General features: G+C 71.9%; 22 protein-coding genes. 15 read left to right on the forward strand and 7 right to left on the reverse strand.

Features of this window, described 5'->3' with window-relative positions; genetic code table 11:
• Nucleotides 1–17: 17 nt before the first annotated feature.
• Entirely contained in the window at nt 18–710 is a 693-nt protein-coding gene (locus tag LV79_RS08075; RefSeq protein WP_253833711.1) for an HAD family hydrolase, read from the forward strand.
• A gap of 109 nt (nt 711–819) precedes the next feature.
• Nucleotides 820–1332, forward strand: coding sequence for an RICIN domain-containing protein (locus LV79_RS08080; protein ID WP_253833712.1), 513 nt, complete (start codon nt 820–822; stop codon nt 1330–1332).
• 32 nt (nt 1333–1364) lie between these two features.
• On the opposite strand, the gene LV79_RS08085 is transcribed toward LV79_RS08080, so the two are convergent.
• Entirely contained in the window at nt 1365–2774 is a 1410-nt protein-coding gene (locus tag LV79_RS08085) for an acyl-CoA synthetase (protein WP_253833713.1), read from the reverse strand.
• 119 nt (nt 2775–2893) lie between these two features.
• Here LV79_RS08085 and LV79_RS08090 point away from each other — a divergent pair, with 119 nt between their 5' ends.
• Genes LV79_RS08090 through tsaD form a run of 4 tightly spaced genes read left to right on the forward strand, consistent with a single transcriptional unit; the run spans nt 2894 to nt 5698 of the window.
• Nucleotides 2894–3517, forward strand: coding sequence for a hypothetical protein (locus tag LV79_RS08090; protein ID WP_253833714.1), 624 nt, complete (start codon nt 2894–2896; stop codon nt 3515–3517).
• 35 nt (nt 3518–3552) lie between these two features.
• Complete coding sequence (gene tsaB / locus LV79_RS08095) at nt 3553–4191, forward strand: tRNA (adenosine(37)-N6)-threonylcarbamoyltransferase complex dimerization subunit type 1 TsaB (RefSeq protein ID WP_253833715.1); 639 nt, start codon at nt 3553–3555, stop codon at nt 4189–4191.
• The gene (gene rimI / locus LV79_RS08100; RefSeq protein WP_301320419.1) at nt 4188–4664 is read left to right on the forward strand and encodes a ribosomal protein S18-alanine N-acetyltransferase; all 477 of its coding nucleotides are present in this window, start codon (nt 4188–4190) and stop codon (nt 4662–4664) included. Before tsaB ends, rimI begins: the two co-directional genes overlap by 4 nt.
• A complete protein-coding gene (gene tsaD / locus LV79_RS08105) occupies nt 4661–5698 on the forward strand; it encodes a tRNA (adenosine(37)-N6)-threonylcarbamoyltransferase complex transferase subunit TsaD (RefSeq protein ID WP_253833717.1) in 1038 nt (345 codons plus the stop codon). Before rimI ends, tsaD begins: the two co-directional genes overlap by 4 nt.
• 25 nt (nt 5699–5723) lie before the next feature.
• On the opposite strand, the gene LV79_RS08110 is transcribed toward tsaD, so the two are convergent.
• The 3 genes from LV79_RS08110 to LV79_RS08120 form a co-directional block, all read right to left on the reverse strand.
• Nucleotides 5724–6434, reverse strand: coding sequence for a hypothetical protein (locus tag LV79_RS08110; RefSeq protein WP_253833719.1), 711 nt, complete (start codon nt 6432–6434; stop codon nt 5724–5726).
• A 50-nt stretch (nt 6435–6484) separates the two neighbouring features.
• The gene (locus LV79_RS08115; RefSeq protein WP_253833720.1) at nt 6485–6733 is read right to left on the reverse strand and encodes a hypothetical protein; all 249 of its coding nucleotides are present in this window, start codon (nt 6731–6733) and stop codon (nt 6485–6487) included.
• Between the two features lie 183 nt (nt 6734–6916).
• A complete protein-coding gene (locus LV79_RS08120) occupies nt 6917–7807 on the reverse strand; it encodes a patatin-like phospholipase family protein (protein WP_253833721.1) in 891 nt (296 codons plus the stop codon).
• Nucleotides 7808–7952: 145 nt separating this feature from the next.
• Here LV79_RS08120 and LV79_RS08125 point away from each other — a divergent pair, with 145 nt between their 5' ends.
• On the forward strand, nt 7953–9491 hold the full coding sequence (locus LV79_RS08125) for an alkaline phosphatase D family protein (RefSeq protein WP_253833722.1): 1539 nt from the start codon (nt 7953–7955) through the stop codon (nt 9489–9491).
• A gap of 76 nt (nt 9492–9567) precedes the next feature.
• Nucleotides 9568–10110 carry an MOSC domain-containing protein gene (locus LV79_RS08130; RefSeq protein ID WP_253833723.1) on the forward strand — a complete coding sequence of 181 codons (543 nt, stop codon included), beginning with the start codon at nt 9568–9570 and terminating at the stop codon, nt 10108–10110.
• Between the two features lie 4 nt (nt 10111–10114).
• Here the strand turns inward: LV79_RS08130 and LV79_RS08135 are convergent, their stop codons facing one another.
• Nucleotides 10115–10609: a GNAT family N-acetyltransferase gene (locus LV79_RS08135; RefSeq protein ID WP_253833724.1), complete on the reverse strand. Its 495-nt coding sequence runs from the start codon at nt 10607–10609 to the stop codon at nt 10115–10117.
• Nucleotides 10610–10833: 224 nt separating this feature from the next.
• On the opposite strand from LV79_RS08135, the gene groES reads away from it, so the two are divergent.
• Complete coding sequence (gene groES, locus LV79_RS08140; RefSeq protein WP_026316263.1) at nt 10834–11127, forward strand: co-chaperone GroES; 294 nt, start codon at nt 10834–10836, stop codon at nt 11125–11127.
• Nucleotides 11128–11218: 91 nt separating this feature from the next.
• Nucleotides 11219–12844: a chaperonin GroEL gene (groL, locus tag LV79_RS08145; RefSeq protein WP_253833725.1), complete on the forward strand. Its 1626-nt coding sequence runs from the start codon at nt 11219–11221 to the stop codon at nt 12842–12844.
• Nucleotides 12845–12907: 63 nt separating this feature from the next.
• Here the strand turns inward: groL and LV79_RS08150 are convergent, their stop codons facing one another.
• Entirely contained in the window at nt 12908–13207 is a 300-nt protein-coding gene (locus LV79_RS08150; protein WP_092777779.1) for a WhiB family transcriptional regulator, read from the reverse strand.
• A gap of 202 nt (nt 13208–13409) precedes the next feature.
• Here LV79_RS08150 and LV79_RS08155 point away from each other — a divergent pair, with 202 nt between their 5' ends.
• From LV79_RS08155 to LV79_RS08175, 5 genes are all read left to right on the forward strand, one after another.
• Nucleotides 13410–14483, forward strand: coding sequence for a MerR family transcriptional regulator (locus LV79_RS08155; protein WP_308208927.1), 1074 nt, complete (start codon nt 13410–13412; stop codon nt 14481–14483).
• Complete coding sequence (locus LV79_RS08160; RefSeq protein WP_253833726.1) at nt 14476–15381, forward strand: hypothetical protein; 906 nt, start codon at nt 14476–14478, stop codon at nt 15379–15381. Before LV79_RS08155 ends, LV79_RS08160 begins: the two co-directional genes overlap by 8 nt.
• Nucleotides 15382–15504: 123 nt before the next feature.
• Nucleotides 15505–16101 (forward strand): response regulator transcription factor, encoded by a 597-nt coding sequence (locus LV79_RS08165; protein ID WP_018682728.1) that lies wholly within the window; start codon nt 15505–15507, stop codon nt 16099–16101.
• A 269-nt stretch (nt 16102–16370) separates the two neighbouring features.
• A complete protein-coding gene (locus tag LV79_RS08170; protein WP_253833727.1) occupies nt 16371–16943 on the forward strand; it encodes a sigma-70 family RNA polymerase sigma factor in 573 nt (190 codons plus the stop codon).
• 1 nt (nt 16944) lies between these two features.
• A complete protein-coding gene (locus tag LV79_RS08175) occupies nt 16945–18042 on the forward strand; it encodes an anti-sigma-D factor RsdA (RefSeq protein WP_253833737.1) in 1098 nt (365 codons plus the stop codon).
• A 76-nt stretch (nt 18043–18118) separates the two neighbouring features.
• Here LV79_RS08175 and LV79_RS08180 read toward each other — a convergent pair whose 3' ends face one another.
• Nucleotides 18119–18496 (reverse strand): DUF5319 domain-containing protein, encoded by a 378-nt coding sequence (locus tag LV79_RS08180; RefSeq protein ID WP_253835903.1) that lies wholly within the window; start codon nt 18494–18496, stop codon nt 18119–18121.
• Between the last annotated feature and the right edge of the window lie 149 nt (nt 18497–18645).

Genomic DNA, 18645 nt, shown 5'->3' on the forward strand with positions numbered 1-18645 from the left:
GCCTGAAGGTGCGCGCGGTGATCTTCGACTGGGGCGGCACGCTGACCCCGTGGGTGACCATGGACCACCTCGCGGCCTGGCGGGCCTACGCCGATGTCGTGCACCCCGACGACCAGGCCAGGGCGACCGAGCTGGCGGCCGCCGTGCTCACCGCCGAGAACGCCGCGTGGACCCTGGTGCGCGACCAGCACGTCGCGTTCACGCTGGCGCAGGTGCTCGACACCGCCGCCGCGCCTGCGGACGAGCGCGCGCTGCGGGCGTTCCGCGACTACTGGGACCGTGCGACGTACACCGACCCCGAGGTGGCGCCGATGCTGACCGGCCTGCGGGAACGGGGTCTGCGCACCGGGGTGCTGTCGTCGACCGCGTGGCCCGCGGCGTGGCACGAAGAGGTCCTGCACCGCGACGGCGTGCTCGACCTGTTCCACGCGCGGGTGTGGAGCAGCGACCTGCAGTACACCAAGCCGCACCGCGCCGCGTTCGAGGCCGCCATGGCCGCCGTCGGCGTCGACGACCCGGCGGACTGCGTGTACGTCGGCGACCGCCCGTACGACGACATCAGCGGCGCCAAGGCGATCGGGATGCGCGCGGTGCTGATCCCGCACAGTGACATCCCCGTCACGCAACAGGTACCTGTCGACGTCACCCCGGACGCCGTGGTGCAGCGGCTCTCGGAACTCCCCGGCGTCGTGGACCGCTGGTTGACCTGATCGGGGTGCTGAACAAGCCGACCGGGGGATCGGCGCGGGCCACCGACCGGGCCAGGGTGGGTCCAGACGGGACTGTCCCGTCTGGACGTTTCCCCTTGGAGGGTCATTCATGAAGGCGCGCAACGTGGTCGCCGTGGTCATCGGCGCGGTCGGTGGCCTGCTCGCCGCCGTGCTCCCCGCGGCGGCGGACGAGTTCGGCACCTGGCACGAGCTCAAGCCGCGCAGCAGCGACAAGTGCCTGGACGTCGACGGCGGCTCCACCGAGGACGGTGCGAACGCCATCCAGTACACCTGCCACGGCGGCACCAACCAACAATGGCAACTCGTCCTGGTCGACTCGAGTGACGTGTTCGCCATCTCGGCGGGCAACAGCGGCAAGTGCCTCGACGTCGAGGGCGGCGCCACCAACGACGGCGCCAACGTCATCCAGTGGGAGTGCCACGGCGGCAAGAACCAGCAGTGGCAACTGGTCCCGCTCGGCGCGGGTCTGTACGAGATCCGCTCGGTCAACAGCGACAAGTGCCTCGACGTCGACGGTGGCTCCACCGAGGACGGCGCGAACATCATCCAGTGGCCCTGCCACGGCGGCGACAACCAGGCGTGGTCGCTCACCAACGTCTGACCGGCGCGGGGCCTGACAGTCCCTTGTGGACTTCAGGCCCCGAGTGCCCGCTTGGTGATCTTGCCGAGTTCGTTGCGGGGCAAGGCGTCCAGGTAGTGCACCACGCGCGGGCGCTTGTGCGGCGACAGCAGCCGGGCGACGTGGTCGGCCAGGTCCTGCTCCGACGGGCGCCGCTTGCCCGTCACCACCCAGGCCACGATCCGCTCGCCGAGGTCGTCGTCGGGCTCGCCGGTCACCGCGGCCTCGACGACGTCGGGGTGCTCGAGCAGGGCGTTCTCGATCTCGCCCGCGCCGATCTTGTAGCCGCCGCTCTTGATCAGGTCGGTCGCGCGCCGCCCGACGATCCGGACCCAGCCGTCGGCCGAGCGGGTGGCGACGTCACCGGTGCGGAACCAGCCGTCGCGGAAGGCCTCGGCGGTCGCCTCCGGGCGGTTGAGGTAGCCGAGGAACAGGTTCGGGCCGCGCACCTCGATCTCGCCGATCTCCCCGTCGGCCACCGGCGCGCCCGCCTCGTCCACCAGCCGGACCGACACCCCGTCGACCGCCGGTCCCACGGTGCCCGGCCGGGGCTCGGCCGACGAGTGGACCGCGCAGTTCATCAGCGTCTCGGTCATCCCGTACCGCTCGACCACCCGGTGCCCGGTCGTCGCGGTGATGCTCGTGTGGTCGACGACGGGCAACGCCGCCGAGCCGGACACCAGCAGCCGCGCCTGCGCGACGCCCCGCGCCACGTCCGCGTTCACCGCGCACTCGGCCGCGAGCCGGTGGTACATCGTCGGCACCCCGAACATCACCGTCGCGGAACCGGCCAACGCCGCCGCGACCGCCGCCGGGTCGAACCGCCCCAGGTGCCAGACCGTGCCACCGCGGCGCAGCGGTCCCAGCACGCCGAGGATCAGGCCGTGCACGTGGAACAACGGCAGCGCGTGCACGACGGTGTCCTCCGCCGTCCAGTCCCACGCGTCGGCGAGCGCGTCCAGGTTCGTCGCGATCGCCCGGCGCGGCAGCAGCACGCCCTTCGGCGGCCCGGTGGTGCCCGAGGTGTAGACGACCACCGCGGGCGACTCGGGGTCCGGCTCCTCGGGCAGCGCGCCGGGACCGGGCCCGGCGACCACGCGCGGCAGCCCGGCGAGCGCGGGCGGGAGTTCGACGTCGGCTTCGGCGAGCACCAGGTCGGGCGCGCTGTCGGCGACGATGTGCGCCAGTTCGCGCTCACCGGTCTTCGGGTTGATCGGCACCACCGGCACCCCGGCGGCCAGCGCGCCCACCACCGCGACGCAGGTGTGCGCGGTCGGCGTCGCCCACACCGCGACCCGCCCGGCACCGGCCAGCGCGGCGGCGGTACCCCCGGCGGCCTCGGCCAGTTCGGCGTAGGTCAGCGAGCCGGATTCGAAGCGCAACGCGACACGGTCCGCGCGATCAGCCAGAGTGGGCAGCAGCACCGGGCCAACCCTAGCGGCGCGGCCCGGGCGCGGCGGCGGTGAAGTTCGTCGCACACGGTTACACCCTGGTCGGCTCGCGCGATACCCGACCAGGTGGCCTCGGGTGTCGGGAGCGACGGGTGTACTTCGGGAAGTTCTTCGCGCTGCTGGTGCGGCGGTGGCTGGTGATCGTGCCGCTGCTGCTGGTCACGCTGGTCGGCGCGGGGTACGCCTACGTCTCCACCCCGCTGGGCTACCAGTGGACCGGCACCGTCGTCATGCTCGCCCCCAAGGACGGCCGGATCGTGCGGCCGCCGAGCCAGCTCGAGCAGACCAACTCGCTGCTCGCCTTCGCCCCGACGCTGTCGACCATCACGATCATGCTCATCGAGGAGACCGCCGTCTCCGCAGGCAAGCTGGTCACCCAGCCCAAGGACGCCGTCGAGATCACCCGCGAGGGCCCGTTCATGACCGCCAAGGTCGAGGGCGCGACCATCGCCAGGGCCAAGGAGCTCGGCCAGCAGGCGTTCGACCTGATCCGCAAGTCGCTCGACGACAAGCAGCGCTCGCTTGGCGCGCCGCCGAGCACCTGGGTCACGGTCAGCGTCGTCACCGCGCCAGCCGAACCGGAGAAGCTGCCCAAGGCGAAGATCACCAAGGTCGGCGGCATCCTGGCGGCCGGTGGGCTGCTCGCGCTGTTCTGCGCGGTCGCGGTGGAGAGCGTCGCGGAGAACCGGCGCAGGCGGCAGCAGCCGGTCACCTGAGTGGGTGCGGGGGCGGCCTCGTACCCTTGACGACCGTGCTGGTCCTCGCGGTCGACACCGCCACCCCCGCGGTCACCGCCGGAGTCGTCGAACTCACCGGCGGGACCCCCCGGCTGCTCGCGCTGCGGGTCACCGTCGACGCCCGCGCCCACGGTGAGCTGCTCACCCCGCACCTGCGCGACGCCGTCGCCGAGGCGGGGCACACCCTCGCCGAACTCGACGCGATCGTCTGCGGGATCGGGCCAGGGCCGTTCACCGGGCTGCGCGCGGGCATGGTCACCGCCGCCGCGCTCGGCCACGCGCTCGACCGGCCGGTGTTCCCGGTGTGCTCGCTCGACGCCATCGCCGCCGAGGTCACCGGCGAACCGCTGCTGGTCGTCACCGACGCCCGCCGCAAGGAGCTCTACTGGGCGACCTACGCCGCCGACGGCACCCGGACCACCGAGCCCAGCGTCGACAAGCCCGCCGACATCCCGCTCACGGGCATCACCCGGATCGCGGGCACCCGGATCGCGGACCTCGGACCGCCGGTCACCGGCCCCGAGCACCCCAGCCCGGTCGGCCTCGTCCGCGCCGCCGACCTCACCGGCGAACCCGGCCCGCTGACCCCGCTCTACCTGCGCAGGCCGGACGCCGTCGAGCCGGGCGCCCGCAAACGGGTGAGCCCGGGATGACCGAGCCGATCCGGATCGAGCCGCTGCGCCGCGAAGACCTGCGCCGCTGCGCCGAACTGGAGCGCGCCCTGTTCCCGAACGAGGACCCGTGGAGCGAGTCCGCGTTCGCCTCCGAGCTCGACTGGGGCCACTTCTACCTCGGCGCGCACGCCGGTGAGCTGCTCGTCGGCTACGCGGGCCTGTCGGTCGCCGGTGCGCCCGGGGACATGGAGGCCAGCGTGCACAACATCGGCGTCGACCCGGTGTGGCAGGGCCGGGGGATCGGCAAGGCGCTGCTGCGCCTGCTGCTCGACCGGGCCGACGAGGTGCGCGCCCAGGTGTTCCTGGAGGTCCGCACCGACAACGCGGCCGCCATCGCGCTCTACGAGGCCCACGGCTTCGCCACCATCGGCCTGCGCCGCCGCTACTACCAACCCTCCGGGGCCGACGCCTTCACCATGGTGCGGCCCGCACGGGTGGAGGAGACCACGTGACGATCATCCTGGGCATCGAGAGCTCCTGCGACGAGACCGGTGTCGGCATCGTCCGGCTCGGCTCGGACGGCTCGGTGGAACTGCTGGCCGACGAGGTCGCCTCCAGCGTCGAGCAGCACGCGCGCTTCGGCGGGGTGGTGCCGGAGGTGGCCAGCCGCGCCCACCTGGAGGCCATGGTCCCGACCATGCGCCGCGCCTTCGACGTCGCGGGCCTCCGACTGTCCGATGTGGACGCCATCGCGGTGACCTGCGGACCGGGCCTCGCGGGGGCGCTGCTGGTCGGCGTCTCGGCGGCGAAGGCGTACGCGCTGTCACTCGGCGTCCCGCTCTACGGCGTCAACCACCTGGCCGGGCACGTCGCGGCCGACACCCTGGAACACGGCGCGCTGCCCGCCCCCACCCTCGCGCTGCTGGTCTCCGGCGGCCACAGCCAACTGCTGCGCGTCGACGACGTGGCGGGCCAGATCACCGAGATCGGCTCCACCATCGACGACGCGGCAGGCGAGGCGTACGACAAGGTCGCCAGGGTCCTCGGCCTCCCCTACCCCGGCGGCCCCCCCATCGACCAAGCCGCCCGCCGCGGCAACCCCAAGGCCATCGCCTTCCCCCGCGGCCTCACCGGCCCCCGCGACGCCAAGTACGACTTCTCCTTCTCCGGCCTCAAAACCGCCGTCGCCCGCTGGGTCGAGGCCAACGAGACCGGAGGCATCCCAGTCGACGACGTAGCCGCCTCCTTCCAGGAAGCCGTCGCCGACGTCCTCACCGCCAAAGCCGTCCGCGCCGCCACCGACCTCGGCATCACCACCCTCGTCATCTCCGGGGGTGTTGCCGCCAACTCCCGCCTCAAGGAACTGGCCGCCGACCGCTGCACCGCCGCAGGCATCACCCTGCGCGTCCCCCGCCCCCGCCTCTGCACCGACAACGGCGCCATGATCGCCGCCCTGGGCGCCCACCTGGTCGCCGCAGGAGTCAAACCCTCATCCCTCGACCTCCCCACCAACCCAGCCCTCCCCGTCTCCACCATCTCCGTCTAGGGCCGGGCAGGTGTCCTGGGCATGACTATGCGCCGTCGTGCGCTTCGAGCAACTCGGCGGCCGCAACGGGATCCATCAGGTTGGAGTACGCCTGTTCGTTGGCCCGGAGCGGCCGCTCCGGCATCGCGAACTCCGGGTACCAGCCATCGCGGTCACACCCCGGCACAAGGCTCAGCACTACCGCCACGAGGTCAGTGGGAACCGATCCCACGATCCGCAGGGCCACATATGTCGCGTTGTCCTCAACCGCACGCACGACGACCCCCAGTTCAGCCCCGGAGATCTCCGCTGTGTGCTCATACCCGTCCAGCAACGACGCGTGGACGACGCCGTGCACAGCCGCTCGAAGCTCGCGGAGCAGTCGAACGCCCGCTTCCGCGCGGTACCGGTCCTTGTCTTCGGCGGTGGGCAACAGCCCGGCACTGTGGGTCTGAGTCGCCAACGATGGCGCGTGTTCGGCGTTGTACCGGGTTCGCGCCAGCTTCAGGGACTCAGCAAGTGCCGCGTAGAAGTCATCACGGCTGCCGTCTTCGCGGATACCAGCGGCAACCAGCCAACTCGGCTCGCCCGCATCGACCAAGGCACCGCGCCAACGCTGCACCTTGACCTTGAACATCACCGTGTCATCGACAGCCTTGATCCGCTCCCGCGGGCCCGAGGGCGCCGAGAACTGGTCATTCGCCTTGCGGACCAGTGGATGGTCGACTTCGCTCAGCAGCACGGTGACCGGCGGCAACTCGAGTCCCAGTTCATCGCGCAGGCAACGCAGAGTAGGACGAACCGACATCAGGACTCGTCGACCCCGCCGAGCTCGTCCAGTCGTTCCCGCGACAGTCCGGTCAACGCCGCCACCCGGCTCGCGTCAGTCCCGTCGATCAACTGCATGGCGCGTTGGAGCGCGGCTGCGATCTCCTCGCGTCGGGCGGTCAGGTACTCGCGTACCGCCGCCTCGAGGAGATCTTTCTGCGTTGTGCGCAGTGCTGTAGCCGCATGCGCGAGCAGCGCGTGCGTCTCTGGATCGACCTTCACTGGCATCGAAGCACCAGCCATGACACACCTCCGGTACCCAAGGCTACCCTGGTACCAGAGATAGTCAAGGGGTCTGCGCACGTCCCTGACCAGCGAGAACCATCTAGCTGCGACACCGAAAATCTGCATCGCACTGAACGTCCGATGCGGACAGGCTGCTCGTCCGGTTGATCAGGATGCTGCAGACCTCTAGGCGCTCAACGCGGAGAGGGCTGCTTCTCGGCCGAGGCGGACGGCGCGGCGGAGGAGGAGGGTGTCTCGGGTTAGGCGGGGGACTTGGGGGGCGGTGGCGGGTGGGCGGATCTGCAGGATGTTCGGGTGGGTGGAGAGGTCGGTGTCGTCGGTGAGCTGGCGGGTGTGGCGGGTGTGCCAGCCGGTGACGGCGCCGGGGGCTACGCGGCGGAGGTAGCGGGAGACGACGGCGGTTTCGACGCGCGAAGGCGGGGTCGCGGCCCAGCCGTCGGGGCGGGTGCGCAGGACCAGGACGTCGGTGGCGCCGTCGGCGATGGCGGTGCGGAACGGGATGGCCTCGGCGAGACCCGCGTCGATCCAGCGGCGTCCGGCCAGGGTGACCGGCCGGCCGGAGAGCACCGGTAGGCCGGTCGACGCGCGCAGCGCCAGTTGCAGGGAGCGCTGGTCGGTCAGGTACGGGTGCAGGTCGACGGACTCGCCGGTGGCGGTGTCGGTCGCCAGGGGGTGGAACGTGGTGGGGTTGGCCAGGATCGCGGCGAAGTCCATCGGGACCGCCTCGTAGACGACCTGCACCAGGTGCTCGGTGTCGACGACCCGGCGCAGCCGCCAGGGGTTGGTGACCCGCCGCATGATCGCCGGGTCCGACCAGCCGAAGGTGCCGGTCTGCGCCTGGCCGCCGAGTAACCACGCGCCGTTGAGCGCACCGGCCGACGCGCCGTAGACCGCGTCGAAGCACCCGGCGAACCCCAGGTCGTCGATGCCCGCCACCATCCCGCCGGAGTACGCCCCCCGGCTGCCGCCACCCTCGACGGCGAGGGCGAGTTTGCGGCCGTCGGCACGGCTTCCGGAGGACAGGCGGGAGCGCAGCAACGAGATCACGGGGTGCACCCGGACGACGTTAGTCCAGTCGGCGGCATGTCAGCCGGGGTACGCCGGGTCATCACCCAGGTCTCATCCGGAAGTGGGTCGCGGGAAACCGACACGGAGCAGGGTGGCTCACCGGCATACCCCGAACCGGGAGGTCCCCACCACCATGAACACCACCCGCAGGTCCGTGCTGCTCGGCGGTGCCGCCGCGGTCGGCCTGGCCGCCGTCGGCACCGGCGCGCTCGGCTCGCCCGCCCTGGCCACCCCGAACCGCCGCCTCACCGACCCGTTCACCCTCGGCGTCGCCTCCGGTGACCCGACCGCCGACGGCGTCGTCCTGTGGACCCGCCTCGCCCAGGACCCGCTGGCGCTCGACGGCCTCGGCGCCATGCCCGGCCGGACGCTGCCGGTGCTCTGGCAGGTCGCGACCGACGAGCGGTTCCGCCACGTCGTGCGCACCGGCGTCGAGTGGGCCCGCCCCGAGTCCGCGCACAGCGTGCACGTCGAACTGGCGGGCCTGCGCCCCGGCACCGAGTACTTCTACCGCTTCCGGGTGCAGGACCACGTGTCCGAGGTGGGCCGCACCCGCACCGCCCCGGCCCCGCACTCGCTCTCCGGTGCGCTGACCATGTGCTTCGCGTCGTGCTCGCACTACGGCGAGGGCTTCTTCACCGCGTACCGCCGCCTCGCCGAGGACCACCCGGACCTGGTGCTGCACCTGGGCGACTACCAGTACGAGTACGCGGGCAAGGCCGCCGACGTCCGCCCGGTCGTCGGCCCCGAGACCCGCACGCTCGCCGACTACCGGCTGCGGCACGCGCAGTACAAGTCCGACCCGGACCTCCAGTTGGCGCACCAGGTCGCGCCGTGGCTGGTCGTGTGGGACGACCACGAGGTCGAGAACAACTGGGCCGACGACGTGCCCGAAGCGCCGGACCCCGAGTTCCCGGCCCGCCGCGCCGCCGCGTTCCAGGCGTACTACGAGAACATGCCGCTGCGCCGCACCGCGCGCCCGCACGGCACGGACATGCAGCTGTTCCGCCGGGTCCGGTGGGGCGCACTGGCGAACTTCCACATGCTCGACACCCGCCAGTACCGCACCGACCAGGCCTGCGGCGACGGCACCAAGGTCGACTGCGCCGACCGCCTCGACGCCGCCCGCACCATCACCGGCGTCGAGCAGGAGCGGTGGCTGCTCGACGGCCTGCGCGGCTCACGGGCCAGGTGGGACGTGCTCGGGCAGCAGGTGTTCTTCGCCCAGCGCGACCTGACCGCGGGCGAGAAGCAGGGCTTCAGCATGGACGCGTGGGACGGCTACAAGACCAGCCGGGACAAGGTCGCCGCGGGCCTGGGCACCACCCGCAACGGCGTCGTCCTGACCGGCGACGTGCACCGCCACTGGGCCGGTGACGTCAAGGAGAGCTTCGACCGGCCCGACTCCCGCAACGTCGGCGTCGAACTCGTCGCCACCTCCATCACCTCGACCGGCGACGGCGCCGACGACACCAACGCCACCGTGCTGGCCGAGAACCCGCACCTGAAGTTCTACAAGAACCGCCGCGGCTACGTCCGGACCCGCTTCACCGCCCGGGAGCTGCGGGCCGACTTCCGGGTGTTGCCCTATGTGCGCACCGCGGGCGCCGAGGCCGCCACCGCGGCCAGCTTCGTCGTGGAGGACCGCGGCAACACCCTCAACCAGGTCTGATCACACCAGCAGGTCAGGCAGGTCACCATGGCCTGCCTGACCCGCGCTGGGGGATAGTGGGCGGCAGGAGGTGCCGATGTCCGGGACCGTGATCGCTGTCAGCCTCAGCGCCACGCACACGTTCAGCAAGCCCAACCACGACGCCATCCACCTGCTCGCAGGCCTGGGCGTGGAAGGCGACGCGCACCTGGGCGTCACGGTCAAACACCGGTCCCGGGTGGCCCGCGACCCCAACCAACCCAACCTCCGGCAGGTCCACCTCATCCACACCGAACTCCACGCCGAGCTCCAGGCAGCGGGCTTCGACATCGCCCCCGGCCACATGGGCGAAAACATCACCACCCGCGGCGTCGACCTGCTCGCCCTGCCCACCGGCACCAGGCTGCGCCTCGGCCCGACCGCCGTGGTCGAGATCACCGGGCTCCGCAACCCGTGCCTCCAGCTCAACGGCCTCCACCCCGGCCTCATGAAAGCCGTCCTGGACCACGCCGAAGACGGCACCCTCATCCGCAAAGCAGGCGTGATGGCCATCGTCCTCACCAACGGCACCGTCAAGCCCGCCGACACCATCGCCGTCGAACTCCCGGCACCGCCACACCAGTCACTCCAACCGGTCTGACGCCTTACTGGAAATCGCGGCGCATGCAGGTGCGTTTGGTGGGGTCTAGGCCCAGGGAGGTCTCTCTGTCGACGATGGCTTGTCGAGCTGGGGTTGGCTCTATCGCGCGGAAGCCGATGCGCTCGTAGTAGGGGGCGTTCCAGGGCACGTCGCGGAAGGTTGTCAGGGTTAGGGCGGTGAGGTTGTGGGTGCGGGCCCAGGCCTCTAGGTGATCTACGAGAGCCCGGCCGAGGCCACGGCCGCGGACCACCGGGTCAACGCTTACCTGAGCTATGTGCGCGCACCCGTCGACCACCTCGGCCAGCAGGTATCCGACAACCTGTCCCCGGTACTCCCCGACCCACGCCCGCCCAGCCCCGGCGAACCCCGCCAACTCCTCCACCGACGGCGGCTCGTCCTCGGCGATCTCCGGCATCCCGACCTCCCGGAACGCCGCCCCGGCCACCACCTCGATCTCCCGCAGCCGCTCGAGGTCCCCGGGAGTCGCCGCTCTGATCACCCGCAAGCCATATCACGGTCGGTGCTGGTCAGGCCATGTTCTCATGTCACAGGTGGGGGTCGTTGCAGGCTTAGCAGTCGCGTGGGTAGAGTGCTAGTTGCACGGCGCCAGTACCGCCCCGGCACCCGCGACGGCGGGGTGGCAGGAGCCGTGGGCGCGACCCTCAGGGGAGTCGCGCTCTGTACACCTGCCAACGCTTTCGACGACCCGTGGAGGTCACAGCGGTGAGCGTGAACATCAAGCCGCTCGAGGACAAGATCGTCGTCCAGGCGAGCGAGGCCGAGGCCACTACCGCCTCTGGTCTGGTCATCCCGGACACCGCCAAGGAGAAGCCCCAGGAGGGCAAGGTCCTGGCTGTCGGGCCCGGCCGCATCGACGACAAGGGCAACCGCGTCCCGGTGGACGTGGCTGTCGGCGACGTCGTCATCTACTCCAAGTACGGCGGCACCGAGGTCAAGTACAACGGCGAGGAGTACTTGATCCTCTCCGCCCGCGACGTGCTGGCTGTCATCAACTGACACCCCGGCTGACCTGAGCGCCCCGGCGGCCCCGTTCGGGGCACCCGGGGCGCTTGGCTTATCCAGCGCCGCCATCAACGAGAGGTAGGCAATGCCCAAGCAGATCGCCTTCGACGAGGACGCTCGTCGGGCACTCGAGCGTGGCGTGAACAAGCTCGCCGACGCGGTCAAGGTCACCCTTGGCCCGCGCGGGCGCCACGTCGTGCTCGCGAAGAAGTTCGGCGGACCGACGGTCACCAACGACGGTGTGACCATCGCCCGCGAGATCGAGCTCGAGGACGCCTTCGAGAACCTCGGCGCCCAGCTCGCCAAGAACGTCGCCACCAAGACCAACGACGTCGCGGGCGACGGCACCACCACCGCGACCGTGCTGGCCCAGGCGCTGGTGCGCGTCGGCCTGCGCAACATCGCCGCGGGCGCGAACCCGACCGCCATCGGCAAGGGCATCCAGGCCGCGTCCGACGCGGTGGTCGAGTCGCTCAAGGCCAAGGCCATCCCGGTCAAGGGCCGCGACAACATCGCCCAGGTCGGCACCGTGGCCTCCCGCGACGCCTCCATCGGCGCGCTGCTCGGCGAGGCCATCGAGAAGGTCGGCGAGGACGGTGTGATCACCGTGGAGGAGTCCTCCACGCTGGCCACCGAGCTCGTCATCACCGAGGGCGTGCAGTTCGACAAGGGCTACGTCTCGGCGCACTTCGCCACCGACCTGGAGGCGCAGGAGGCCGTGCTGGAGGACACCTACGTCCTGCTGCACCGCGAGAAGATCTCGGCGCTCGCCGACCTGCTGCCGCTGCTGGAGAAGGTCGCGCAGAGCGGCCGCTCCATCCTGATCGTGGCCGAGGACGTCGACGGCGAGGCGCTGTCCACCCTGGTGGTCAACGCCCTGCGCAAGACGATCAAGGCCGTCGCGGTCAAGGCGCCGTTCTTCGGCGACCGCCGCAAGGCCTTCCTCGACGACCTCGCGGTCGTCACCGGCGGTGAGGTCGTCTCCGCGGAGATCGGCGTCAAGCTGTCCGAGGCGACCCTGGAGCAGCTGGGCACCGCCCGCCGCGTGGTGATCACCAAGGACGACACCACGCTGATCGACGGCGGTGGCGACAAGGCCGCCGTCGCCGGGCGCGCCGAGCAGCTGCGCAAGGAGATCGAGGCGTCGGACTCCGACTGGGACCGGGAGAAGCTGCAGGAGCGGCTGGCCAAGCTCTCCGGTGGCGTCGCGGTCATCAAGGTCGGTGCCGCGACCGAGACCGAGCTCTCCGAGCGCAAGCACCGCATCGAGGACGCGGTCGCCGCGACCAAGGCCGCGGTCGAGGAGGGCATCGTCCCCGGTGGCGGTTCCGCGCTGGTGCAGGTCGCCAAGGAGCTCGAGGGCAACCTCGGCCTCACCGGCGACGAGGCCACCGGTGTGGCGATCGTCCGCGAGGCGCTGAGCGCGCCGCTGTTCTGGATCGCCGCGAACGGCGGCCAGGAGGGCGCGGTCGTGGTGAACAAGGTCCGCGAGCTGCCGTGGGGCCAGGGCTTCAACGCCGCCAAGCTGGTCTACGGCGACCTGGTCGCCGACGGCGTCGTCGACCCGGTGAAGGTGACCCGCTCCGCGGTCGCCAACGCCGCCTCCATCGCGCGCATGGTGCTCACCACCGAGAGCGCGGTCGTGGAGAAGAAGGAAGACGAGTCCGGGTCCGCTGGTGGCCACGGGCACGGTCACGGCCACGGGCACTGATCCGACGGCTTGAGACACGAAGGACCCGGTCGAATCCCGACCGGGTCCTTGGTCTTTTCCGGGCTACTTGGCCACGGCCAGCGTGCGCTTCTCGGTCTTGATGATCGCCTCGCGCTCGGACTCCGAGAGCCCGCCCCAGATCCCGTAGGGCTCGTGCACCGCCAGCGCGTGGCTGCGGCACAGCGACAGCACCGGGCACGCCTGGCAGATCGCCTTCGCCTTCGCCTCGCGCCTGGCCCGCGCCGGGCCGCGCTCGCCGTCGGGGTGGAAGAAGAACGCGCTGTCCATGCCGCGGCAGGAACCGTCGAGCTGCCAGTCCCACACGTCGGCGTTCGGACCGGGGAGCCTGCGAGTGTCCGCCATGGTGGCCGCCTCCTGACGAGTGGACTTGCGGAGTCAATACTCCATTTGGTGCAGCGGCTTAGACGTTAGAAGCGCGCCAACCCTTGTTCAAGGGTGATCGACTCATCGGATACGCGATTCAGCCGATCGGATTCACCCAGTCGACGCAGCGTGGTCAACTCGTCCGGTTGCCGGTCCGGTCGTGTCACCCGACGATGGGCCTGTGGTGGCCGACATCCCGTCCGACCACGCGGACCTCTCCACCGAGCGTGGTCGACTCCCGGTCCCGCGCCGTCCGCGCGGCGCCCGCGCTGTAACGACACCCCGGTCCTCGGACGAGAAGGTCCCGGTCGAACCAACCCTCCCGGTGGCCGCGGTGGCCCGCAGGCTCGGCATCGCGCCGTCGACGCTGCGCACGTGGGACCGCCGCTACGGCCTCGGCCCGACCGGGCACGCCGTGGGCAAGCACCGCAGGTACGGGCCCGCCGACGTCGCGCGGCTGGAACTCATGCGCAGCGCGCTGCTCGAGGGCGCGGCACCGGCCGAGGCCGCCGAGTACGCGCTGCGCGCCAGCCCCGGCGACGTCACCGAGTTCACCGGCGCCAAGCCGCACGGCGGTCGCAGGCTGTCGCTGCCGGGCGAGGTCTCCGCCGCGCGCGGGCTCGGGCGGGCCGCGATGGCCATGGACGACCGGTCGGTGCAGCGGATCATCACCGAGGCGATCGCCGCCGACGGGGTGGTCGCCGCGTGGGACGAGGTGGTGCGGCCGGTGCTGAACGCGGTCGCGGGCCGGTGGGCGGCGTCGGGGGACTGCGTCGAGGTCGAGCACCTCGTCAACGAGTGCGTGCTGGCCGCCATGATCCGCCAGACGCCGCTGGTCCCGGTCCCGCGCAACCCGCGCCCGGTGATGCTCTGCTGCGCGCCGCACGAGACGCACAGCCTCCCGCTCTACGTGCTGCGCGCCGCCCTCGCCCGCCGCCGGATCGGCACTGTCATGCTGGGCGCCGCCGTGCCCGGTGCCGCGCTCGCCGCAGCCGTCCGCCGGATCGCCCCGGCGGCGGTCGTGGTGTGGGCTCAGGTGCCCGGCCACGCGGGCGGCGCGGCGCTGGCCCAGATCCCGCGCACCAGCCAGCGGGCGCACGTGTTCGCGGGCGGACCCGGGTGGGTGGGCACCGACCTGCCCGCCAGGGCCGAGCGGCTGGTCGACCTGCCCGGCGCGCTCGCCAGGGTCGAGGCGCTGCTGCTCGCTGCCGACCCCCGGTCCGAGCGGGTGGAGCAGGATCAGCCGGGTGAGTGACCACGATCGTGAGGCGGGCTGGGCGGCCGCGTTCGGTTCGAATCCGGGCGAACACCCACTGAGGGTGGGTGTTGGCGGCCGGGCCGCCTGGTTGGCCTCGGTCACTCTGGGTGGCCAGGGGCGCTACGCGGCGGCGGCCGCGCTGGTCTGGCCGGTGATCAACGGAACCGATCCCGTGCTGGCCGCCCTCGCCGCCGCGACCCTCGCCGCGCACCGCAGGCAACTGGGCGGGCACGCGGCCGCGCGCGAACTCGACGCGCTCGGTCTGCGCCGCCTCGCCGCCGCCGGGCTGGTCGCCGGGAAACGATCACCGCAAGATCAGCGGGCAGCGCGGGCGGCTGACGGGACCGACGCGGCGGCCGCGCGGTCCGACGTCCTGCTCGGCCTCGCCGCCGACGCGATCGGGCTCGGCAGGCTCGGTGAGGCGCGGGCGCTGATCGGAATCGAGTCCGCCTCGGGGGATGGCGGCTGGCGGGCCGAGATCAAACGCGGCTGGGTGGCCGCCGAGGTCGAGTTGGCCGCCGGGCACCCGGCCGCCGCGGAGGCACCCGCGAGGGCCGCTGCGGCCGCCGCGCGGCGATCTCCGTCGGTGCGCCTGCTGGCCAAGTCGCGGCTCGTCCTCGGGGTTGTCCTCGCCGGGACGGGTGATCGCGCGGGGGCGGTCGCCGAGATCACCACCTGCCTGCGCGAGTCGATCACCCACGGGATGATCCCGCTGCGTTGGCCCAGTCGCATCGTGCTGGCCGACCTGGAACCCGAACGGGCCTCGGAACACCGGTCGGCGGCGGGCAACGACCTTGACTGTGTGTTACGACACGCCGACCCGGTCGGCCGGGCACTGGCCACGGCCTCGCCATGGGTCCCGACCTCGGGTTTTGACCTTGGTCCGAACAGGTGACATCGGCGGTCCGGTCCTTCGGTGGATTGGTTGACAGATTTACCACCGAATCGTGTCAAGGTTCGGGCGCCGGCGTCCGATAGGGGTTATGGAACGTCACTCGGCTGCAGGAAGGGAGTCCCCGTGACGACGGTCTTGATCTGCGACGACCGCCGCAGCGTTCGGGAGGGCTTGACCCGTGTCATGTCTGCTGTGCCAGGGGTCAGTCGCATCGACTGCGTAGCGCACGGTGACGAGCTGCTCGCCCGGTTCTCCCGGCAGCCGGTGGACGTGGTCCTCGTCGGCACCCAGCGCGCGGTGCCCACCGGCGTGGAGGCGACACGGCGGTTGGTCTCGGCCAACCCCCAGGCGAACGTCATCGTGTTCGGCGCACCGGACGACGCGGGCAGCATCGCCGCGGCCATCGCCGGTGGCGCACGCGGGTACCTGCGCTGGGACGCCTCGCGTCCCGAGCTGGTCGCCGCGCTCGCCCACACGCTGGCAAGCACCTCGGTACCAGCACCACGGCAGCCGTCCGACCCGGGCGTGCAGCTGACCGACCGCGAGCTGCAAGTGCTGCGCGGGATGAGCCAGGGCAAGAGCAACGGCCAGATCGGCCGCGAGCTCTACCTGTCGGAGGACACGGTGAAGACGCACGCGCGGCGGTTGTTCCGCAAGCTCGGCGTCCGCGACCGCGCCCAGGCAGTGGCCCACGGGTTCCGGCGCGGCCTGGTCTCCTAACCGCACCAGCGTCGGCGAACAGCCGTGCGTGCCCGAAGCGCACCGGGCCCGCACGGCTGTTCGTGTGTGCCCACTCCGCCGACCGGTGGGGCACTTGTGCCGACGACTACTGTGTCGCCTGCCACCGCGCGCCCGCTCCGGCCGCTCGACAGCCGTCGCGGGCGCCGCGCCACCGAGCAGGGCGGTACGGTGGACCCCGTGTCGGACGACGGCTGCGATTCGGTGTCCTTCAGATGACCGCACTCGTAACACCAGGGCTGCACTCTGCGATGACCACATTGGGGGACGGACTGGACGCGTCGGTGAGCGCTGCCGTCGAGGGTGACCCTCGCGCGGTGGAGCGGGTGCTGGCGTCCGTTCGGCCCCTGGTGGTGCGGTACTGCCGCGCCCGTGTCGGCAGGCAGGAACGCTCGTTCGCCTCGGCGGACGACGTGGCGCAGGAGGTGTGTCTCGCGGTGTTGACGGCCCTGCCCGGCTACCGCGACCAAGGCCGCCCGTTCCTGGCCTTCGTCTACGGCATCGCCGCGCACAAGGTCGCCGACGCGCACCGCGCGGCAGCGCGTAACCGATCAGAGCCGGTCGCCGACGTACCTGACGAACCGGAGACCGAGGCAGGGCCGGAGCAGCGGCTGATGCAGGGGGAGCTGTCGCGCCGGATGAGTGAGCTGCTGTCAGTGCTACCGGACAAGCAACGCGAGATCGTCGTACTGCGGGTCGTGGTGGGGCTCTCGGCGGAGGAGACAGCCGAGGCGGTGGGATCCACCCCCGGTGCGGTTCGGGTGGCCCAACACCGGGCACTTGCCAGGTTGCGCAAGACTTTGTCGGCGGAGGAGGTGGCCTGAAGTGCCCGACCAGAGCGATCGCGATGAGCGCGGCGTGGACGACGCGATGTCCACCACCCGGGGTGACCACTCGAACGTGACCCCGTTCTCGTTCGATTCCGACCTGCGCCTCGGTGCCTTCACCGGCAGGCTCGACGACCTCGACCACGCGGACTACGCCGACCTCGCCGAGGCCGACCTGGCCGACGACGCGGTCGACATCTCCCGGGTGCACGCCGACGACGCGTTCCTCGACGCGCTCGGCGCCGCGGTCCGGGGCGAGCGGCTCGACGTCGACCCGATCGACGGCTCCGCTTTCGACACCGACCTGCCGGTCGACTTCCGCGACGACGAGCTGGCAGCGCTGCTGAGCTCCTGGCGCGACGAGGTCGACTCGGCGCCGATCGGCGAGCTGGTGGACGCCAAGCTCGCGGTGGCGACCGTGGCCGCCGCGAAGGCCCGCAGGCGGCGCAGACCCAGGCTCCTGGTGCCGTTCGCCGCCGCGGCCGCGGTGCTGGCCATCGCCTTCACCGGCGCGGGCCTCGCCGCCCGCGACGCCCAGCCGGGCGACACCCTGTGGAGCCTCACCAAGGTCCTCTACGCCGACCACGCCCGCTCCGTCGAGGCGGCCGCGTCGGTGCGCCAGGACCTCGACGTCGCCCAGACCGCCCTCGCCGAGGGCAAGGTCGCCGAGGCGAAGTCCAAGCTGGAGGACGCCAAGAAGGGTCTGCCGTCGGTCGCGAGCGAGGACGGTGCCGCCGAACTGGCCGCCACCCACGCCGACCTGCTCTCCCAGCTGCCCGGCTCCCCCGCCAACGGGGTGCAGCCGCCGCCGTCGGCCACCCCGACCATGCTGCCGCCGGTGAGCACGACCCAGTCGACCACCACGACCACGGTCAACCCGGCGCCGCAGCCGACGTCGTCGCCGAGCTCGCCGCCGGTGCCGACCACCGAGCCGTCGACCCCGTCGACCACCTCGCAGCCCCCGGTGGAGACCACCGAGCCGCAGACCGAGGGGCCCAGGCTCAACGAGCCGCCCTCGGGCGGGGTGCCGCAGTCCGGCACCGGGACGCAGTCCGGTCCGCTCTCCGCGCCGATCGGCGTCGACTCGACCTCCTGACACCCAGCAGTCGCAAAAGGCCCCGTAGGACGCTCCTACGGGGCCTTTTCGCGGGTTGTCCCGGGGGTCTAAGCGGCTAGAGGGCGTTCTCGCTCGCGGTGACGCCGTCGGCGTAGCCCCGGCAGTACTCCCAGCTGACGTAGCTGGCCGGGTCCGGGTCGAACGCGGGCTCGTGCGGGCGCATCTTGCCGTCGTTGAGCAGCTGCTCCAGGCTGGCCGCCAGCAGCGCCCAGTCGTGGTAGTGCGGCTCCTGGCACTCGCCGCAGTCCACCACGATGCCGCGCACGCCGCGCGGCTCCAGCAACGCCTGGTAGACGGCCAGGTCCGACAGGTCGGCGAGCAGCTCCTCGCGCTCCTGCTCGCTCATCGGCGGGCCTGCCTCGTCGTCGGTCGCGTCGTCGAGCAGCGCCTTGGCCGGGTCGTCCGGGTCACCGGCGAACGGGTCGGGCGGCAGCGCGCCGCTGTGGTCCCCGGTGGACCTGTCGTCCCACGGTCCACCGGAGAACGGGTTGGGCGGAATCGCGTCATGCGGCACGACCACGCACGGTACCGGGCGGGGTCGAGCGGGTGCCCGGATACCATGGGGGAACCGGGCCACCTGCG

The sequence above is a fragment of the Actinokineospora globicatena genome, assembly GCF_024171945.1.
In the GTDB taxonomy this organism is placed as follows: Bacteria; Actinomycetota; Actinomycetes; order Mycobacteriales; family Pseudonocardiaceae; genus Actinokineospora; species Actinokineospora globicatena.

Excerpts from the sequence above, each read along its gene's own strand:
- LV79_RS08080 (WP_253833712.1), top strand. The coding sequence starts at position 820 with ATGAAGGCGCGCAACGTGGTCGCCGTGGTCATCGGCGCGGTCGGTGGC.
- rimI (WP_301320419.1), top strand. The coding sequence starts at position 4,188 with ATGACCGAGCCGATCCGGATCGAGCCGCTGCGCCGCGAAGACCTGCGC.
- LV79_RS08115 (WP_253833720.1), bottom strand. The coding sequence starts at position 6,733 with ATGCCAGTGAAGGTCGATCCAGAGACGCACGCGCTGCTCGCGCATGCG.
- LV79_RS08125 (WP_253833722.1), top strand. The coding sequence starts at position 7,953 with ATGAACACCACCCGCAGGTCCGTGCTGCTCGGCGGTGCCGCCGCGGTC.
- LV79_RS08130 (WP_253833723.1), top strand. The coding sequence starts at position 9,568 with ATGTCCGGGACCGTGATCGCTGTCAGCCTCAGCGCCACGCACACGTTC.
- groL (WP_253833725.1), top strand. The coding sequence starts at position 11,219 with ATGCCCAAGCAGATCGCCTTCGACGAGGACGCTCGTCGGGCACTCGAG.
- LV79_RS08150 (WP_092777779.1), bottom strand. The coding sequence starts at position 13,207 with ATGGCGGACACTCGCAGGCTCCCCGGTCCGAACGCCGACGTGTGGGAC.
- LV79_RS08170 (WP_253833727.1), top strand. The coding sequence starts at position 16,371 with ATGACCACATTGGGGGACGGACTGGACGCGTCGGTGAGCGCTGCCGTC.